The sequence below is a fragment of the Nonomuraea sp. NPDC049504 genome (genome assembly GCF_040676845.1).
GTDB classification, from domain to species: domain Bacteria; phylum Actinomycetota; class Actinomycetes; order Streptosporangiales; family Streptosporangiaceae; genus Nonomuraea; species Nonomuraea salmonea.
The window spans coordinates 55,389-73,751 of record NZ_JBFAPT010000012.1; the positions used below are offsets into that span (position 1 = coordinate 55,389).

At 71.6% G+C, this 18,363-nt stretch carries 16 protein-coding genes and 3 tRNA genes; 9 read left to right on the plus strand and 10 right to left on the minus strand.

Going from position 1 to position 18,363, the window contains the following annotated elements; genetic code table 11:
- Nucleotides 1-77: 77 nt before the first annotated feature.
- The 4 genes from AB0K28_RS23170 to AB0K28_RS23185 form a co-directional block, all read right to left on the minus strand.
- Nucleotides 78-152 (minus strand) — tRNA-Val (locus tag AB0K28_RS23170).
- A 1-nt stretch (nucleotide 153) separates the two neighbouring features.
- Nucleotides 154-227, minus strand: a tRNA-Cys gene (locus tag AB0K28_RS23175).
- 18 nt (nucleotides 228-245) lie between these two features.
- Nucleotides 246-317, minus strand: a tRNA-Gly gene (locus AB0K28_RS23180).
- Between the two features lie 42 nt (nucleotides 318-359).
- Nucleotides 360-995: an ACT domain-containing protein gene (locus AB0K28_RS23185; protein WP_364373438.1), complete on the minus strand. Its 636-nt coding sequence runs from the start codon at nucleotides 993-995 to the stop codon at nucleotides 360-362.
- A gap of 82 nt (nucleotides 996-1,077) precedes the next feature.
- Between AB0K28_RS23185 and dusB the strand changes: the two genes are divergently transcribed.
- Nucleotides 1,078-2,190: a tRNA dihydrouridine synthase DusB gene (gene dusB, locus AB0K28_RS23190; protein ID WP_345386553.1), complete on the plus strand. Its 1,113-nt coding sequence runs from the start codon at nucleotides 1,078-1,080 to the stop codon at nucleotides 2,188-2,190.
- 16 nt (nucleotides 2,191-2,206) lie between these two features.
- Here the strand turns inward: dusB and AB0K28_RS23195 are convergent, their stop codons facing one another.
- The 4 genes from AB0K28_RS23195 to AB0K28_RS23210 form a co-directional block, all read right to left on the minus strand.
- Nucleotides 2,207-2,701 carry a DUF2087 domain-containing protein gene (locus tag AB0K28_RS23195; protein ID WP_345386551.1) on the minus strand — a complete coding sequence of 165 codons (495 nt, stop codon included), beginning with the start codon at nucleotides 2,699-2,701 and terminating at the stop codon, nucleotides 2,207-2,209.
- A 228-nt stretch (nucleotides 2,702-2,929) separates the two neighbouring features.
- Nucleotides 2,930-5,428 (minus strand): DUF3516 domain-containing protein, encoded by a 2,499-nt coding sequence (locus AB0K28_RS23200; RefSeq protein ID WP_345386549.1) that lies wholly within the window; start codon nucleotides 5,426-5,428, stop codon nucleotides 2,930-2,932.
- A gap of 54 nt (nucleotides 5,429-5,482) precedes the next feature.
- The gene (locus tag AB0K28_RS23205; RefSeq protein WP_364373443.1) at nucleotides 5,483-5,986 is read right to left on the minus strand and encodes an N-acetyltransferase family protein; all 504 of its coding nucleotides are present in this window, start codon (nucleotides 5,984-5,986) and stop codon (nucleotides 5,483-5,485) included.
- A gap of 46 nt (nucleotides 5,987-6,032) precedes the next feature.
- Entirely contained in the window at nucleotides 6,033-7,310 is a 1,278-nt protein-coding gene (locus AB0K28_RS23210; RefSeq protein WP_364373446.1) for an acyltransferase, read from the minus strand.
- Between the two features lie 186 nt (nucleotides 7,311-7,496).
- Here AB0K28_RS23210 and AB0K28_RS23215 point away from each other — a divergent pair, with 186 nt between their 5' ends.
- Together AB0K28_RS23215 and AB0K28_RS23220 are read left to right on the plus strand one after the other, a co-directional pair.
- Complete coding sequence (locus AB0K28_RS23215; protein ID WP_364373448.1) at nucleotides 7,497-8,744, plus strand: sensor domain-containing protein; 1,248 nt, start codon at nucleotides 7,497-7,499, stop codon at nucleotides 8,742-8,744.
- Nucleotides 8,735-9,382 (plus strand): response regulator transcription factor, encoded by a 648-nt coding sequence (locus tag AB0K28_RS23220; RefSeq protein ID WP_364373450.1) that lies wholly within the window; start codon nucleotides 8,735-8,737, stop codon nucleotides 9,380-9,382. Before AB0K28_RS23215 ends, AB0K28_RS23220 begins: the two co-directional genes overlap by 10 nt.
- Before the next feature lie 284 nt (nucleotides 9,383-9,666).
- Here AB0K28_RS23220 and mihF read toward each other — a convergent pair whose 3' ends face one another.
- Nucleotides 9,667-9,972 (minus strand): integration host factor, actinobacterial type, encoded by a 306-nt coding sequence (mihF, locus tag AB0K28_RS23225; RefSeq protein ID WP_043641121.1) that lies wholly within the window; start codon nucleotides 9,970-9,972, stop codon nucleotides 9,667-9,669.
- A gap of 603 nt (nucleotides 9,973-10,575) precedes the next feature.
- Nucleotides 10,576-11,829, minus strand: a complete 1,254-nt coding sequence (locus tag AB0K28_RS23230) for an ROK family protein (protein WP_364373453.1) — start codon at nucleotides 11,827-11,829, stop codon at nucleotides 10,576-10,578.
- 23 nt (nucleotides 11,830-11,852) lie between these two features.
- Between AB0K28_RS23230 and AB0K28_RS23235 the strand changes: the two genes are divergently transcribed.
- From AB0K28_RS23235 to AB0K28_RS23260, 6 genes are all read left to right on the plus strand, one after another.
- Nucleotides 11,853-13,154 carry an MFS transporter gene (locus AB0K28_RS23235; RefSeq protein ID WP_364373456.1) on the plus strand — a complete coding sequence of 434 codons (1,302 nt, stop codon included), beginning with the start codon at nucleotides 11,853-11,855 and terminating at the stop codon, nucleotides 13,152-13,154.
- Between the two features lie 183 nt (nucleotides 13,155-13,337).
- Nucleotides 13,338-14,378: a LacI family DNA-binding transcriptional regulator gene (locus AB0K28_RS23240; RefSeq protein WP_364373459.1), complete on the plus strand. Its 1,041-nt coding sequence runs from the start codon at nucleotides 13,338-13,340 to the stop codon at nucleotides 14,376-14,378.
- Nucleotides 14,375-15,289, plus strand: coding sequence for a sugar ABC transporter permease (locus AB0K28_RS23245; RefSeq protein ID WP_364373462.1), 915 nt, complete (start codon nucleotides 14,375-14,377; stop codon nucleotides 15,287-15,289). Before AB0K28_RS23240 ends, AB0K28_RS23245 begins: the two co-directional genes overlap by 4 nt.
- Nucleotides 15,286-16,104 (plus strand): carbohydrate ABC transporter permease, encoded by an 819-nt coding sequence (locus AB0K28_RS23250; RefSeq protein ID WP_345386530.1) that lies wholly within the window; start codon nucleotides 15,286-15,288, stop codon nucleotides 16,102-16,104. Before AB0K28_RS23245 ends, AB0K28_RS23250 begins: the two co-directional genes overlap by 4 nt.
- Before the next feature lie 9 nt (nucleotides 16,105-16,113).
- Complete coding sequence (locus AB0K28_RS23255) at nucleotides 16,114-17,412, plus strand: sugar ABC transporter substrate-binding protein (protein WP_364373465.1); 1,299 nt, start codon at nucleotides 16,114-16,116, stop codon at nucleotides 17,410-17,412.
- Complete coding sequence (locus AB0K28_RS23260) at nucleotides 17,409-18,359, plus strand: ADP-ribosylglycohydrolase family protein (RefSeq protein WP_364373468.1); 951 nt, start codon at nucleotides 17,409-17,411, stop codon at nucleotides 18,357-18,359. The genes AB0K28_RS23255 and AB0K28_RS23260 overlap by 4 nt, the downstream gene beginning before the upstream one ends.
- Nucleotides 18,360-18,363 lie beyond the last annotated feature (4 nt).

Below are 18,363 nucleotides of genomic sequence, written 5' to 3' on the forward strand. Positions count from 1 at the left end.
GGAAAGATCACGCGGCGGTCGCGCCCCTCCCACGAGAAAACCCCCGGCCGCCGAGCGGCCGGGGGTTTTCTGAGAGGTGGTGGACGATACTGGGATTGAACCAGTGACCTCTTCCGTGTCAGGGAAGCGCTCTCCCGCTGAGCTAATCGTCCTTGGAGGTGGCGACGGGATTTGAACCCGTGTGGACGGCTTTGCAGGCCGCTGCCTCGCCTCTCGGCCACGCCACCGAGTCAAACCCCTCTCCGAGCGGAAGACGGGACTCGAACCCGCGACCCTCACCTTGGCAAGGTGATGCTCTACCACTGAGCCACTTCCGCGCTGTTGCGTGGTTAACAATAGCGCGTTTCCGGACCGGATGCTTACTTGCGGAGCTGGCGGGCCACACTTCGCTCGGTCGCGGGGAGGCTCAGGAAGATCTCGAGGATCCGCGTGAGGCGGTGGACCTCGATGCGGTGGAAGGCGGGGCCCTCGCTGCGGCCGAGGATGAGGGAGAGCGCCAGCGGCGGCAGCGGCGCGTGGATCAGGTGCAGGCCGCCCTCGACGGTCAGCGCCGTCGGCCGGGCGGGCGTCTCGGCGGGGACGGTGAAGTCCTCGGGCGCGCGCCAGCTCGCGTACACGATGCGGCCCTCGGCGGCGGTGGCCGCCCAGTCGGCGCTGAACAGCACGGGCAGCGAGTCGATGAGCGTGGTCAGCGCCCGGTCGCCCGCCGCGGTGATGTATTTGAGTATCTCCAGCTCCGGGTAGGTGCCGGGCGCCTCGCGGGTGGGCCAGACGCCGTCGACGGCCACGCCTTCGAGGCTTTCGAGGCTCTTGACCAGCTCCTGCCTGGAGGTGCCGTCGGGGCAGTAGACCGTGATGTCGTCGACCGCCCGGCCGTCGCCTCGTTCGAGCACGGTCACCTGGGTGATGTCGGCCCCCGCCGCACCCAGGGCCTTGGTCACCTGCGCCAGCGCGCCCGGCCTGTCGGGCAGCGTGAGGCGTACGCGAAGAAGCATCCATCCCCCTCAACCGAAGATGCCGATCACAGACTATCGGCGGAATACCGGTTACGGCCTGACCTGCGCTACAACTGACGGGGTGAAGATTGGGCCGATCGGGGTGTGGCCCCCGGTGGTGCTGGCGCCGATGGCGGGCATCACGAACGCGCCGTTCCGCGTGCTCTGCCGCGAGCAGGGCGCGGGGCTGTTCGTGTGCGAGATGATCACGACGCGGGCGCTGGTCGAGCGCAATCCGAAGACGTTGCGGATGATCAGGTTCGCCGAGTCGGAGCGGCCCAGGAGCATCCAGCTCTACGGCGTCGATCCGGCCGTGGTCGGGCGGGCGGTCCGGATGATCGCCGAGGAGGACCTCGCCGACCACGTCGATCTCAACTTCGGCTGCCCGGTGCCCAAGGTGACCCGGCGGGGCGGCGGGTCGGCGCTGCCGTACAAGCGGAATCTGCTGCGGCGCATCCTGCGCGAGGCGGTCGCGAACGCCGGGTCGCTGCCCGTGACGATGAAGATGCGCAAGGGCATCGACGACGACCACCTCACCTACCTCGACGCCGGCCGGATCGCCGCCGAGGAGGGGGTGGCGGCGATCGCGCTGCACGCCCGCACGGCCCGGCAGCACTACGGCGGCGTCGCCGACTGGGAGGCCATCGCCCGGCTGAAGGAGGCGGTGCCGGAGATCCCCGTGCTGGGCAACGGCGACATCTGGTGCGCCGACGACGCGCTCAGGATGGTGGCCCGCACCGGCTGCGACGGCGTCGTGGTGGGGCGCGGCTGCCTGGGGCGGCCCTGGTTGTTCCGCGACCTCGAGAACGCCTTCAACGGCGGCTCCGAGCGGGCCACGCCGACGCTGGGCGAGGTCGCCGACGTCATGGAGCGGCACGCCGAGGGCCTGGCGGAGTGCTTCGACATCGAGCGCTACGCCGTGGCCGACTTCCGCAAGCACGTCGGCTGGTATCTCAAGGGGTTCACGGTCGGCAGTGAGCTGCGGCGCGAGCTGGCCACGGCCGAGTCGCTCGACGGGCTGCGCGCCGGGCTGGCGAAGCTGGAGCGCGACCAGCCGTGGCCGCCCAACACCGACACGCCGCGCGGCAAGTCGGGGGAGCGGTCGAAGGTGCTCCTGCCCGACGGCTGGCTGGACGACCCGTGGGACTGCCCGATCCCCGGCGCCGACGCCGAGTCCGACATCTCCGGCGGCTGACGCCGGCAAGGGCCTCTCAGATCTCGACCGGGCCGCCGCTGCGCCAATAGACGTTGTCCTCGCGGGACAGCAGGCCCTCGTCCACCAGATAGCGGCGCAGGGCGGCGTGGTCGTCGTGGAAGGCGCGCAGGGCGACGTCGACGTCCTTCTCCGGGTAGCGGACGCCGGGCTCGAAGACGCGCGCGATGTAGCGCAGCAGGACGAGCCGCTTGTCGCGGCGCATCGTCAGGGTCGTCAGCCGCCCGTCCACCAGGAACGTGCGCAGCACCCGCTCCTCCTGGCTCAGCTGCGCGGCCGGCTCGGCGCGCGAGCGCAGCAGGTCGCGGAAGCGCTCAGGGGTGGCGTGCCAGTTGCCGCTCTCGTCGCACGCGGCCAGCCCGCCGGCCGCCAGCTTGCGCAGCGCCTCGGGGGAGTGGCCGCCGGGATGCCCCAGCACGAGCGAGGCGAACGTACGCAACGTGTCGTCCTGGTAGAGCAGCCCGAGGACACGCCTGATCTCTTCGTCGTTCACCGGCCCATTTTGTCGTGGATCGTGACGTCGCCGCCACGCCTTATCACCGGCCCGACCTGGAAGATCGCACTATCGGCGACCGGCCGATGCGGGGAATGTCTCGATCTTGAGACATGATGATGACACATCCCCGACCTTTTCCGGCCGACACTGAAAGTGACAGGCCGGTGCCGGGACGCCCTTGCCAGTCCGTTCCGGCACACGGCTTGTTCTCATCTTTCGGCCCTTCTACAGCCGGTTGAGCCCCTGAACGTGCAGGACCGCCCGGCCCTCCTCATCGGATGCGGCCAGATCGACCTGGGCGTCGATGCCCCAGTCGCCGTCGCCGGCCGGATCCTTGATCGTCTGGCGCACCTTCCACAGCCCGCTCTCCTCCTCGATGCGCAGCAGCGCGGGGCCGCGGGCGTCGGCGTCGGTGTGGATCTCCTCGTGCTCGTCGTAGTACGCGTCGAGCGCCGCACCCCAGTCGACGTCGGGAGCCAGCTCCTCCAGCTCCTCCTCCTTCTCCAGCGCGCACAGCTCGACCAGCCGGAACATCGCGTTGCGCACCAGCACCCTGAAGGCCCGCGGGTTGCCGGTGACCGGCCGCACCTTGGCCTCGAGCTGCTGCTGCTCCTCCAGCGCCGCCGCCGGGTTGGTCAGCTTCTCCCACTCGTCGATCAGCGAGGAGTCGACCTGCCGCACCAGCTCGCCCAGCCACTCGATGAGGTCGACCAGGTCGTCGGTCTTGAGGTGCTCGGGCACCGTACGCGACAACGTGCGGTAGGCGTCGGCGAGGTAGCGCAGCACCGTGCCCTCGGAGCGGGCCAGCTCGTAGAACTGGATGTACTCGGCGAACGTCATCGCCCGCTCGTACATGTCGCGCACCACCGACTTCGGGCTGACCGTGTAGTCGGCCACCCACGGGTGCCCGCGCCGGTAGGTCTCGTAGGCGCCGAGCAGCAGGTCGTCGAGCGGCATCGGGTACATGACCTCGGCCAGCTGCTCCATGCGCTCTTCGTACTCGATGCCGTCGGCCTTCATCTGCGCGACGGCCTCGCCCCTGGCCTTCTTCAGCTGGGCCGACAGGATCTGGCGCGGGTCGTCGAGGATGGACTCGACGATGGAGACCATGTCGAGCGCGTACGACGGCGACTCGCGGTCGAGCAGCTCGAACGCCGCCAGCGCGAACGTGGACAGCGCCTGGTTGAGCGCGAAGTCCTCCTGCAGCTCGATCGTCAGCCTGGCCCTGCGGCCCTGCTCGTCGGGCTCGGGGAACTGCTGCACGATGCCGCCCGCCAGCAGCGACCGGTAGATCGCGATGGCCTGGCTGATGTGCCGCCGCTGCCACTTGCGGTCTTCGTGGTTGTCGGTCAGCAGGTGCTTCATCGCCTGGAAGCAGTCGCCCGGCCGGTTGATGACCGCGAGCAGCATCGCGTTGCTCACCTTGAAGCGTGAGGTGAGCGGCTCGGGCTCGGCCTCCTGGAGCTTGACGAAGGTGTCCTCGCTCCAGCCCACGAACCCCTCCGGCGGCTTCTTGCGGGCGTAGCCGCGCCGCCGCTTGGGGTCGTCGCCGATCTTGGCCAGCGCCTTGGCGTTCTCGATGTCGTGCTCGGGGGCCTGGCAGGCGACGTAGCCGATGGTGTCGAAGCCCGCGCGCCCGGCCCGGCCGGCGATCTGGTGGAACTCGCGGGCCCGCAGCCTGCGCACCTTGTTGCCGTCGTACTTCGACAGGGCGGTGAACAGCACCGTGCGGATCGGCACGTTGACGCCGACGCCCAGCGTGTCGGTGCCGCAGATGACCTTGAGCAGCCCGGCCTGGGCCAGACGCTCGACGAGGCGCCGGTATTTCGGCAGCATGCCGGCGTGGTGGACGCCGATGCCGTGGCGCACCAGCCGCGACAGCGCCCGGCCGAAGCGGGTGGTGAAGCGGAAGCCGCCGATCATCGCGGCGATCGCGTCCTTCTCCTCGCGGGTCGCCATGTTGATCGACATCAGCGCCTGGGCCCGCTCCATAGCCGCGGCCTGCGTGAAGTGCACGACGTAGACGGGCGCCTGGCCGGTGCTGAGCATCTCTTCGAGCGTCTCGTGCAGCGGCGTCATGCGGTAGGAGTAGACCAGCGGGACCGGCCGCTCGGCGTGCTTGACCACCGCGGTCTCCCGCCCGGTGCGGCGGGTCAGGTCGTCCTTGAACCTCGTGACGTCGCCGAGCGTCGCCGACATCAGCACGAACTGCACGTTGGGCAGCTCGAGCAGCGGCACCTGCCAGGCCCAGCCCCGGTCGGGCTCGGCGTAGAAGTGGAACTCGTCCATCACGACCTGGCCGATGTCGGCCGCGGCGCCGTCGCGCAGCGCCACGTTGGCGAGGATCTCGGCCGTGCAGCAGATGATCGGCGCGCCCGGGTTGACGCTGGCGTCGCCGGTCATCATGCCGACGTTCTCGGTGCCGAAGACGGCGCACAGGTCGAAGAACTTCTCCGACACCAGGGCCTTGATCGGCGCGGTGTAGAACGTGCGCATGTCGCGCGTCAGCGCCGTGAAGTGGGCGCCCGCCGCCACCAGCGACTTGCCCGACCCCGTCGGCGTGGCCAGGATCAGGTTGTTGCCGGAGACCACCTCGATGAGGGCCTCTTCCTGGGCGGGATAGAGGGTGAGCCCCCGCTCGGCGTTCCACGCGACGAACGCGTCGAAGATGGCGTCGGGATCGGCGTCGAGGTCTTCGGGCAGGCGGTCAACGAGTAGGCTCACACCCCTATCCTGCCGAAGTTTGCCGGGTGGTCGGACCGCCCGGGCCCAAGTGAGTCAGGTGGCGCGCAGATCCAGCTGGAAGAGCGCGGTGTCGACCCAGCGGCCCAGCTTGAATCCCACCCCGCTCAGCCGGCCCGCCGCGCGGAAGCCGAACTTCTCGTGCAGCCGCGCCGACGACGGGTCGCCCGCGTCCGCGATCACCGCGACGAGCTGCCTGGCGTGCGTCTCGCGGGCCCGCCCGATCAGCTCGCCCAGCAGCCGCCCGCCCAGGCCCTTGCCGGTGTACTCGGGGGCCAGGTAGATGCTGTCCTCCAAGGTGTGGCGGTAGGCGGGCTTCGGGCGGTATTGGGCGAGGTAGGCGTACCCGGCGATCTCGCCGTCCACCTCGGTCACCAGGAACGGCAGCCTCGCCGCCGCGACGGCCGCCGCCTTGGCCCGCCAGTCGGCGAGCTCAGGGGGCGTCTCGTCGAAGGTCACCGCGGTCGCCGTCACGTAGTGGGCGTAGATGCCGGCGACGGCCGGCAGGTCCTTGTCCTCAAGAGGGCGAATCGTCGTCATGCAGTCATTGTCGTGATCGGCGGATGACATCCGTGTTTCCTGCTCGTCACGCGCGCAGCCTGGGCGCCGTCATCAGCAGGCCGGCGAGCAGCGCCAGCACCGCCAGGAACGGCCCGGCGCCGGGCGCGAACCCGCCCACCGTCAGCGTCAGCACCCCGGCGCCGACCAGGCCCGACGCCACCAGCATGCCGCCCTGCCCGGCCGTGCCGTACGGCAGCGCGGGCGGCGCCTCGAACCGGGCGAACCCCTTCAGTAGCGGCCACATGACCAGGCACAGCAGCCCGAACCAGACCGGCCACCCGGCGAACCACAGCACGCTGCCCGGCCGCGGCGTGTCCACGCCCAGCAGCACCACGACCACCCCGGTCACCGCGAACAGGGCCGGCATGTGCCACAGGTACACCGTCATGACGCGCGGCCCGGCCCAGTCCAGCAGGCGGGCCAGCGGCAGCCGCATCAGAGCGGGACGCAGCAGCACGGCCAGCCCGATCTGGCCGACGCCGACCGCCAGCATGGCGAGCGTGGGCGGCGCCATGTTCGACACCTCCGCGCCGGGCAGGCCGATCATGCTGCCCGGGTACGGCCCGTACGCCACCAGCAGCGCCGCCGCCCCGAAGCCGCCCGCCGCCAGCAGGCCCGCCCCGCGCAGCCGGCCCTCGGCGTAGAAGAAGCCGAGCTGGTGCACGGCCAGCCAGACGTACACCACGTTCACGTACCCCAAGGCGTCGAAACCGGTCGAGAACCGCGCCACGTCCGTCACCACCGCACCCAGCGCCAGCACGACCGGCACCCGCCAGCCGTGACGCTCGTGCAGCCGCAGCGCGTACGGGGTGGCGACCACCGCCAGCAGATACACCGCGAGGAACCACAACAACTGCCCGGTCAGCCTCGCCCCCACCTCCAGCGGCTGCGCCGGCACGCCCAAGCTGAGCAGCAGCTGCGGCAGCGGGATCCACACCGCCGCCAGGGGCAGCAGCGGCCAGGCCAGCCGCCGCAGCCGCACCGCCTGCCACGCCGGCGCCGCCGTCCCGGCCCGCCGCGCGCGGGTGAAGCCGATCGCGTTCGCCGCGCCGCCCGCGAAGAACACCAGCGGCATCACCTGGCTCAGCCACGTCACCACCCACACGCCCGGCGTGGACAGCGCGTTGCCGGTCGTCAGCCGGCCGTCCTCGTAGTCGAGCACCGGGATCGTCCAGTGCTGGAGGACGACCAGCGCCATGCCGGCCACCCGCAACAGGTCGATGAAGTGATCGCGGCGCGCGATCGCAGGCGGCGCGGGCGGCGCGGGTGCCGCGACGGCCGGGCGGTCCAGCAGGACGGTCATGGGGAAGCCTCATCTCAAGGGGAAGCGAACGCACTCAAGGCTCCCGCCGTACGGCTCCGGGCACATTGACGCGAGCCGCAGTCCTCAGGTCGGCGTGCCACCACCCCAGGGGGTAGGGCCAGCCCTACCAAGGGACACCGGCGCACCCGCTCGTCCGGGCCCGCCCCACGACCTACCGTGGTCACCATGCGCTCCCTGACGAGGCGTGTCCTCCTCGACACCCGTTACACACTGGTCGGCTTCCCGACGACCCTGATCGGCTTCGTGCTCATGCTGCCGGGCTTCGCCGCCGGGCTGGGCAGCATGGTCATCTGGGTCGGGGTGCCGCTGCTGGCCGGCACCCTGCTGATCGCGCGCGGGTTCGCGGACGCGGAGCGAGGCTGGCTGTCGGACGTGCTGCGCAGGCCGCCCGTACGGCCCCGCTACAAGCCCGCCCCGCCGGGCGCCGGCCGCTTCCGCCGCCTTGTCAACCCCATGATGAGCGGGCAGTCCTGGCTCGACCTGCTGCACGGCATCATCAACCTGCCGTTCGCGATCCTCGCGTTCGTGCTGACCGTCGTGTTCTGGGCGGTGCCGATCGCCGGCCTCACCTGGCCGATCTACGGCATCGTCACCTCGCGCATCCCCGGCAACGTCGAGCTGCCCGAGCTGCTCGGCCTGGGCGACGGCTACGTCGTCAACGCGACCTTCTACTTCCTCGTCGGCCTGCTCTTCCTGCTGCTGATGCCGCTCGTCATCCGCGGCGCCGCGCTCCTGCGCGCCGGGCTCGGGCGGGCGCTGCTGACCGGCGTGGCCGAGCTGCACGAGCGCATCGACGACCTGGCGCAGGGCCGGGCCGCCGCCGTCTCCGCCGAGGCCAACGCGCTGCGCAAGCTGGAGCGCGACATCCACGACGGGCCGCAGCAGCGGCTGGTCTCGCTCGCCATGGAGCTGTCCAGGGCGCAGCGGCAGCTCGCCAAGGACCCCGAGGCGGCCCAGGCCACGCTCAAGTCGGCCATCAGCGCGACCCGCGAGACCCTCGACGAGCTGCGCGCGCTCTCGCGCGGCATCGCCCCGCCCATCCTGTCCGACCGCGGCCTCGCGCCCGCGCTGGCCGCGCTGGCCGGCCGGTGCACGGTCCCGGTCGACCTCGACGTGCAGACCGTGGAGCGCTACCAGGCCGCCGTCGAGAACGCCATCTACTTCGTCTGCGCCGAGACCCTCACGAACGTGGCCAAGCACAGCCGCGCGACCGTCTGCACCGTGCAGCTCGTCCGCCTCGGTGACGTCCTCATGCTGACGATCGGGGATGATGGGGTCGGCGGCGCACACGTCGCCAAGGGACATGGGCTCGCCGGGCTGGCCGACCGGCTGCGCGCCGTGGACGGTGAGCTGACCGTCCAGTCGCCCGACGGCGGGCCCACGGTGATCGTGGCGGAGGTTCCGTGCGGGTAGTCGTGGCCGATGACGCGGTGCTGATCAGGGAGGGCCTGGTCAGGCTGCTCGAAGAGTTCGGTTGCGAGGTGGTGGCGACCGTCGGCGACGGCGACGCCCTCGTGGAGGTGGTCGCGCAGCACAAGCCCGACGTGTCGGTGGTCGACGTGCGCATGCCGCCGTCGTTCACCGACGAGGGGCTGCGGGCCGCCGTCGAGGCCCGCCGCAGGGTGCCCGGCACGCCGGTGCTGATCCTGTCGCAGTACGTCGAGGTCTCCTACGCCGACGACCTGCTGGCCGACGCCAGGGGCGCGGTGGGCTACCTGCTGAAGGACCGCGTGGTGGACGTCGACGAGTTCCTGGAGGGCCTGCGGCGGGTGGCCGCGGGCGGCACGGTCTTCGATCCCCAGGTGGTGTCCCAGTTGATGGTGCGCAGGCGCAAGGACGATCCGCTGGCCCAGCTCACGCCGCGCGAGCGCGAGGTGCTCGGGCTCATGGCCGAGGGCCGCTCCAATCCGGCCATCGGACGGCAGCTCGTGATCAGTGACGGCGCCGTGGAGAAGCACATCAGGAGCATCTTCAACAAGCTCGGCCTCTACGCCGAGGACACCGACCAGCACCGCCGCGTCCTCGCCGTCCTGACCTACCTACGCTCCTGACCTACGCTCCTGACCGGTGTGCGCTCCCGGCGGGCCCGCGTCATGGAGTCGCCCGCGTTCTGCCGAGTTGCGGTTGTGACCGGCCACGCGGGCCTGGGGGATTCTGCTGTGGGGGGTGGGGGTGTGACCCCTCTGGGCGGGCCGGGGGTGGGGGTTCCGTGGGACGCCCGCCGGTCGAGCGGGGCGGCTCCGCTCGCCGGGCCCTGCCTGGCTGTGGGTGGCCGGGCTGTGAGGGGTCGCCGGCCGGTCCGCGCGGCGCTGCGCGCGGACCTGGCCGCCCGGCCTTAGCCGAGCGCGTCGACCAGCTTCTTGCGCTGCTGGGCGCCCAGGCCGCCGAGGCGGCGCTTCTCGTCGACGCCCGCCTCCTCCATCAGCGCGGTGGCCTTGGCCGGACCCACGCCCTTGACGGCGCGCAGCGCCTGCGACACCTTGATCTTCTTCGCGATGTCGTCGTCACGCTCCAGCAGCTGAGCGAACGTCAGCTCGCCCGCCTTGACCTTCGCCAGCAGGGCCGTGCGGGCGGCACGGGCCTCGGCTGCCTTGGCCAGAGCGGCTTGACGCTGCTCGGGGGTGAGAGTGGGAAGTGCCATCTCAGTTCTCTCCTCGGGGAGTTTTACGTTCGGGTTCTGTTACCCGTGGTGCAGTGGCTAATCATGGCGGATACCAGCGGTTCGTGTTGCGGAAAGTGCCCTGTCAACGTGCCTCCCGCATCGATGCGGCGGCCCCCGCACACGTCACGCCCGGCAGGACGGTGCCCCCGCTGACCCCTATGCCGCCGACCACGCGTTCTGTCACACCGTAGCCCGAAAAGAGCGGCATGCCGCTTTCTACGGGACGAATCCGGCACCCGCCGGGCCCGCCTGCCCGCCCCTGCCTCCGGAGCCTCCGCCGGTCTTCCTGATCGTCCGCCGACGCCTTGGGCGCGTCACCCGCCGGCGCCGGCCCGGCGATCTCGTGACCTGTCATGAGCTGGGCGGACGCCGCACCCGCCGCCCCGTCCACCGTCGGGACCAAGATCGCTGAGCGTCGTCGAACCCCAGCTCGACGGCCGCCTCGCCCGTGCGGGGCGCGGGTCCAGGACGTACGGGCACCCACCCCGGGGCCGGGAGGGGTGAGGCGGCTACGGACGGTTCCGTCCCGGCTTCCGGCTCTCTGGCCTGGCAAGATCGCCTACGGGGCCCTCAAGGGAGGCGTTATAGCGGCCTATCCCCGTCCGGGGTGGAATGCGTCACACTTTGCCGGTCGGGCGTGTCGGGGGCCTGGTCAGGGTGGTTTTTGCGCCACAGTTCAAGGCCCTCGACGGTCAGGAACGCGTCGAACACCGACTCCATCGCTCCCAGCAGCGCGCCCCGCCAGCCGAGCGCCGACCCCTCGATGCGCGGCGGCCGCTCCCGGCGGATCGCCATCAGGTACGGCTCGCCGGCCGCCAGGAGCGCCGCCCCCGCCCGCTCGAACAGCTCAGGGCCGTGGCCCGACAGGGTGACCACCTCGGGGTCGTGCGCGTTCACCAGGGCGGCGATGCCCCGGCCCAGCATCCGCGCGGTCGCCTCGACCGCCGCCGCGTCGTACGCGAGCACGTGCTCGGCCTGCTCGCGTCCCCGGCCGCCGCCGTGGGCCAGGCCGGCGTGCCGCAGCAGGGCGTTGGCTCCCACGTCGGCGCCCCAGCAGCCGAGGGCGCCGCACGCGCACAGCCGCCGGCTCTCCGTCAGCGGCATGTGGCCGAACTCGGCGCCGGCCCCGCCCGCCCCGGCGACCGGCCGCCCGTCCACCATCAGGACGCCGCCCAGGTCGAAGTCCACATGCAGGTGCAGCCCCACCCGCACGTCCCGCAGCCGCCCCCGCCGCGCCTCCGCCACCGCCGCGAACGCGGTGTCGTTCCCCACGACCGGCACCTCAGCCGGTGGACCCGCCTCGTCCCGGTCGCCGGCCGCCAGCAGGGCGGGGACGTCGACCCCGTGCCAGTCCAGGTGGGCGATGTCCACGAGGCCGCCGTGGCGTACCGGGCCGGCCAGAGCCACGCCCGTGCCGACGGCCCGGTGGCCGAGGCGGTCGCGGTGGGCGGCCAGGGCCGCGCCCAGCGGGCGGAGCGCGCCTTCCGGGGTGCCGTCGTGCGGGCGTATCTCTAGGACCGTGACGCGGCCGCCCAGCTCGCACTCCGCCAGCTCCCACGCGTCCTCGCGCACGTCCACGGCCAGCGCCACCGGTCCGTACGGATGCGGCCCAGGCACCTGCGTCGGCCGCCCGCGTGCGTGCTCACGCGCCGGCTCCTCGTGCAGCAGCTCGTCCTCGGCCAGCCCCGCCACCAGGACCGATGCCGTGCCTCTGGCCAGCCGCAGATCGCGGGTGAGCTGGGACCGGGTGCGGGTGGCCCCGCAGTCGTGCACGGCGCGCAGCAGCCTGACCCGGTTGTGCGCGCGCAGCTCGCCACTCGTCGTAGCACCATTCACGTTTCACAGTTTATGCTCTAGTCGTGAACAAAAGCGCCATTGTCGCCAGACGGGCTCGTGTCGGAGTTTTCGGATTCTTCTTCCTCGCCGGTCTTGTCATGGGGTTGTGGGCGGCCGGGCTGCCCTCGCTCAACGACCGGCTCGACCTCGGGCCCGCCCTGCTCGGCCGGGTCCTGCTGCTGATCTCCGCCGGTGCGCTGGCGTCGATGCTGCTCGCCGGGCGGCTGGTGGACCGGTGGGGGAGCAGGCGGTTGTGCTGGATCGCCGGGCCGCTGTCCGGGGTGGCCCTGCTGGGGCCCGCGCTGGCGCCGTCGGCCTGGGTGCTGATGGTGCTGGCGGTGGTGTTCGGCATGGGGCTCGGGGTGATGGAGATCGCCATGAACGCCCACTCCGTGGAGGTCGAGCGCTGCTACGGCCGGCCCGTCATCTCCGCCTTCCACGGCACCTGGAGCCTGGGCGGCGCGGCCGGCGGCGGCATCACCTCGCTGGTGCTCCAGGCCGGGCTGGACGCGCAGGGGCTGCTGGTGGTGGCGGCGATCGTGGTGCCCTTCCTGTACCTGCCCGCCGCCCGCCTCCTCCTCCCCGACGCCTGCACGAGCCCTGCCCCGCAGAACGCGGCCGAGGGCGTGGACGTGGACGTGGACGGGGGCGGCGGGAAGCCCGCTGAAGGTGCTGCGGGCGGCTCGGGTGGTGGGTCGCTCAAGTGGGGGCTCATCGCGCTGCTCGGGGTGGCGGCGTTCGCCGGGCATCTGAGCGAGGGCGCGGCCATCGACTGGGCCGCGCTGCACGCCAGGATGGTGCTGGAGACCGATCCCGCGCTCGCGCCGCTGGCGTACACGATCTTCTCGATCGCCATGACCACCGTGCGGCTGCTCGGCGACCCGATCAGGGCCCGGCTGGGCTCGGTGCTGACGATCAGGCTCGCGGGCGTGCTCGCCACCGCCGGGTACGTCCTGGTGCTGGTCTCGCCGCTGCTGGGTGACCCGCTGCGGGTGGTGTGCGCGTGGACCGGGTGGGCGCTGGCCGGGGTGGGGCTGGCGACGGTGGTGCCGGTGCTGTTCAGCGCGGTGGGCGCGGCCGGCGGCCGGGTCGGCAGGGCGCTGGCCATGGTGACCGCCTTCGGCTACACCGGCCTGCTGCTGGGCCCGGCGGTGCTGGGCTTCGTGGCGGAGGCGGCGTCCCTGCCGGTGGCGCTGTTCATCCCGGCCGTGCTGGCGGCCGTGGTCACGGTGGCCGGCTCCCCGGCCATCCGCGCCCTGCTCGCCCTTCCCGGCGCCACCCCGTCCCCGGAGGCGAGCCCGGCACCCGCTTCCGTGCGCGACTGAAAAAGTCCGACGGCCGCCCCGCCGCTGTCCGGCCGGGCGGCCGGTTTGCGTTCACCTGCTCTGACCTGGTGTTATGCGATCGTGACTTGACCTGCAAGTTACATCCAGGTTTCATGTGCCCCACGCCGTAAACGTTTACAGCAGATCATTCGTAAACGTTTACACCACGAGGGAAGGACAGCCTTGGGCGACGGACCCACGATCACCACCATCGCCGAGCGCGCCGGTGTCTCGATCGCCTCCGTGTCGCGGGTCCTGAACGGCCTGCCGACCAGGCAGGAGACCGTGCGCAAGGTGATGGCGGCCGCCGACGAGCTGGGCTACGTGCGCAACGCCGTGGCGAGGTCGCTCAAGTCGCGCCGCACCCACCAGATCGCGTTCGCCATGGCCGACGTCGGCAACCCCGCCTACCTGGCGATGCTGCGGGAGATACAGCCGGTGCTGAAGGCGGCCGGCTACCGGCTCGTGCTGCACTCCACCGACGCCGTCGTGGCCGACGAGATCGACGTGCTGCACAGCCTCGGCGAGCGGTACGTCGACGGCCTCATCATGAGCCCCCTGCGCGTCACCGACACCCACCTGCAGATGCTGGCCACGGCCAGGGCACCCGTCGTGATCATCGGCTCGGTGCCCGACGGGACGCGGGTGGACAACGTACGCGCCGACTCCCGCACCGGCGTCCGGCTGGCCGTCGACCACCTCTACGCGCTCGGCCGCCGCCGCATCGCCATGGTCAACGGCCCGCTCGACACGGTGCCGGGCGCCGCGCGCGGGGCCGCGTACCGGGAGGCGCTGACGGACCTCGGGCTGCCCTACGACGAGAACCTCGTGCAGATCGGCGACTTCTACCGCGAGGAGGGCCGCCGCGCGGTGGCCGAGCTGCTCGACCGCGCCCCCGAGATCGACGCGCTGATGTGCGCCAACGACCTGATCGCGCTCGGCGCGCTCGACGTGCTGCGCGCGAAGGGCCGGCGGGTCCCCGAGGACGTGGCGGTGGTCGGCATGGACGACACCAACCTGGCGGCGGCCTCGTGGCCGTCGCTGACCAGCGTCTCGCTCGGCTCGGCCGAGCGCGGCAAGGCGGCGGCGGAGCTGCTGCTGGAGCGGCTGCAGGGCGACGACGGCGGCCCCAAGCGGGTCACGGTGGCGCCCAGGCTGGCGATCCGCGCCTCCACGGCCGGCCCCGACTACGAGCGAACCCAGAGGAAGGAGGGCGGCGCGTGACGGCGACCGTGACGCGATCCGCGCCCCCGCGGCGGCCGGGAGCCCGGCGCCGTGCGGCGTCGCGGCAGCGGCGCGAGATGTGGCTGCTGATGCTGCCGGCGATGGTGCCGGTGGTGCTGTTCAGCGTGGGCCCGCTGCTGTACGGCATCGGCCTGGCGTTCACCGACGCCCGCAACACCCGTAACCACCAGACCGAGTTCGTGGGCCTGGAGAACTTCACCCGGCTGATGACGGACGACGAGTTCTGGGCGTCGTTCCAGATCGGCGCGATCTGGTCGGTGTCGGTGACGGTGCTGCAGTTCGTGGCCGCGCTCGGCCTGGCGCTGCTGCTCAACGAGAAGCTCAGGGGCCGCGGCGTGGCCAGGGTGCTGTCGGTGGTGCCGTGGGCGATGCCGCCGGTGGTGGTCGGCCTGATGTGGAAGCTCGTCTACCACCCCGACGCCGGCGTGCTCAACAACCTGCTCGGCACCGACATCAACTGGCTGGCCGACTTCTCGCTGGCGCTGCCGGCGATCATCGTGGTCGGCGTCTGGGCGGGCATGCCGCAGACGACGGTCGTGCTGCTCGCGGGCCTGCAGAACGTCCCGAAGGAGCTGTACGAGGCCGGCGCGATGGACGGCGCGGGCACCTGGCGGCGCTTCTGGAACATCACGCTGCCGCAGCTCCGCCCGGTGATCGTGGCGATCACCTCGCTCGACTTCGTGTGGAACATCAACCAGTTCGGCCTGGTCTACGTGCTTACGCAGGGCGGACCCGGTGGCCGCACCCGGCTGCCGATGTTGTTCGCCTACGAGGAGGCGTTCAGGTATCGCATGGCCGGTTACGCCTCGATGCTCGGCCTCGCCATGGCCATCGTCGTGCTCGCGGTGCTCGGTCTCTACCTGTGGCGCCAGATGAGGGAGGCCAGGTGAAGCGCGTCTCACAGTACGTCGCCCTGCTCGCGTACGTCGTCTTCCTGGCGTTCCCGCTGCTGTGGCTGTTGTCCACGGCGCTGAAGACGCCGCAGGAGATGGCGCTGACCGAGCCGACATGGATCCCGCGCGAGCCGACGCTGACCAACTTCGGCGCCGCGTTCGGCGAGCAGGACCTGGTCGGCGCGTCGCTGCGCAGCCTGGTGGTGGCGTTGTTCGCCAGCGTGATCACGGTGCTGATCTCGCTGCCCGCCTCCTACGCGATGGCCCGCTACCGGGGCCTGGTCAACAAGATCGCGATCGGGTGGGTGCTGGTCAGCCAGGTGTTCCCGTTCATCCTGATCATCATCCCGCTCTTCATGATCCTGCGTGACCTGGAGCTGGTGAACACGCTGCCCGGTCTGGTGCTCGTGCACGTCACGTTCACGCTGCCGTTCGCGCTGTGGATGCTGCAGGGGTACGTGCGCGCGGTGCCGCCCGAGCTGGAGGAGGCCGCGGCGGTGGACGGCGCCTCGCGGCTGCGCTCGATCGCGTCCGTGGTGGCCCCGCTGCTCGCACCCGGCGTGGTGGCGACGCTGCTGTTCTCCTTCATCTCGTCCTGGAACGAGTTCATGTTCGCGCTCGTCATCCTCCAGGACCCCGACGTCATGACACTCCCGCTGACGCTGGTGCGCTTCACCGGCCCGGAGGGGGTGGCCAGGCTCGGCCCGCTGGCCGCGGCGTCGCTCATGGCGACGATCCCGAGTCTGATCTTCTTTTCGATCATCCAGCGGCGTTTGAAGTCCGGCCTGATGGCCGGCGCCGTCAAGGGCTAGGAGGCTCATATGCGTATCACGTCCGCTCTGGCGGTGGCGGCGGTCCTCACGCTGGCCGCCGCGTGCGGCGGGGGAGGCGGCGAGTCGCCGGCTCCCGGCGAGCCGGTCACGATCGACTTCCTCAGCCTGGCGTGGCAGAAGGAGTCGGTGGCCGCGAACAAGCAGCTCGTGGACGAGTGGAACAAGGCCAACCCGGACATCCAGGTGACCTACGTCCAGGGCAGCTGGGACAACGTCAACGACCAGCTCGTCACCCAGTTCTCCGGCGGCACGGCGCCCGACGTCATCCACAACGACTCGCCCGCGCTGTCCGGTTTCGCCTCCGACGGCTACCTGCTGGACCTGAAGGACAAGCTGCCCGCCGAGCTGAAGAGCGACATCCCGCAGCCGGCCTGGGACACCGTCACCTTCGACGACGGCCAGGGCGGCCAGGGCGTGTACGGCGTGCCGTTCCTGCAGGAGTCGCAGGTCATCATCGCCAACAAGAAGCTGCTCGACGCCGCCGACGTCCGCGTGCCCACCCCGGACAATCCGTGGACGTGGGACGAGTTCTCCGCGGCGGCCAGGAAGATGACCAAGGGCGGCACGTACGGCGTGGCCTGGCCGATGAAGTCGCCGGTCAACAAGACGCTCAACCTGGCGCTCAACTTCGGCGGCACGTTCTTCCAGACCACCGACGGCAAGACCACCGTCAAGGTCGGCCCCGAGGAGCGCGAGGTGCTCCAGCGCATCCACGACCAGCTCCACAAGGACAAGTCGGCCGACCCGGCCGCGCTCGGCCAGGGCACCGCCGACCCGCTGCCCGCCTTCTACCAGGGCAAGTTCGCGATGCTGCCGACCGGCGTCTACCTGCGCCAGCAGGTGGCCGAGCAGGCTCCCGACGACTTCGAGTGGGTCACGCTGCCCGCGCCCAAGGGCACCAGCGCCTCGCAGGGCGCGGTCTCGCAGACGCTGTCGATCGCGCAGGACAGCAAGCACCCGGACGAGGCGATGAAGTTCATCGCGTTCTTCCTGAACGGCGCCAACCAGGCCAAGCTCGCCAAGGGCGACTGGCTGCTGCCGACCTCGCAGCAGGCCGCCGCCGACCCCGCCATCACCACCAAGGAGAACGGCTGGGACGTGGCGACCGCCTCCGCCAAGGACCTGGTCGTCGCGCCGTTCCTGAAGGTGAACGGGTTCGACGAGTGGAAGACCAAGGTCGCCACGCCGGTGCTGCAGGAGTACTTCGCCAACAAGATCTCCCTCGACGACGCGGCCAAGCGGCTGGTCGAGGACGGTAACAAGGTGCTGGAGCGGTACTACCGGTGATCTCACCACGCGACAGGGCCCGGGGGTGCCTGCTCGGCCTGGCGGCCGGCGACGCCCTCGGCGCCCCTGCCGAGAACCTGACCCCGGAGGAGATCCGCCGCCGGTGGGGCCGGCTCACCGAGATCGAGGGCGGCGGCACCGACGACACCGAGTACGCCATCTTCGCCGCCTCCCTGCTGGTCCGCCACGGTCACGCGCTCACCGCGGCCGACGTGGCGGCGGCCTACCGGGCCGAGGTCATCCCCAGCGTGCGGGGGCCGATGCGCGGCGCCGGGTTCTCCGAGCTGGGGACCGTCGAAGCGCTTCGCCGCGGGCTCGAACCGCCGCTGACCGGGCTGGTGCACTCGCACGGCTGGTCCGACGGCCTGGCCATGCGGGCGGCGCCGTACGGGATCTTCTGCCCGGGTGACCCGGCCGAGGCGGCCCGGCTGGTGGAGCAGGACGGGCTGGTCAGCGGGTCGGGCGAGGGCATCATGGGCGGCCGGGCGGTCGCCGGCGGGGTGGCCGCCGCCATGGGCGGCGCCTCGCCCGACGAGGTCGTCGACGCGGCGCTGTCGGTCGTCCCGGCCGACTCGTGGACCGCGCGGAACGTCACACGAGCCAGGGACGCTCTCAGGACCGGCGATCCCGCCGCGCTGCACGAGGCCGTCGTGGTCAGGCACTACCCGTGGACCGACGTCGCGCCCGAGGCCGTGGCGCTGGCGATGGCCGCGTTCCTCGCCGGGAACGGCGAGGTCGAGGCGGCCGTCACGTACGGCGTGGGCCTCGGCAGGGACGCCGACACGATCGGCGCCATCGCCGGCGCGCTGGCCGGAGCCGCCCAGGGAGAGGGCGGCGTGCCGGCGCGCTGGGCCGCGCGGATCGGGCCCGTGACGGGCAAATGCCTGCCCGTCGTGGCGGGAAGACACGTGCTGGACGTCGCCGACGAGCTGGCGGAAGGACTGTAGATCA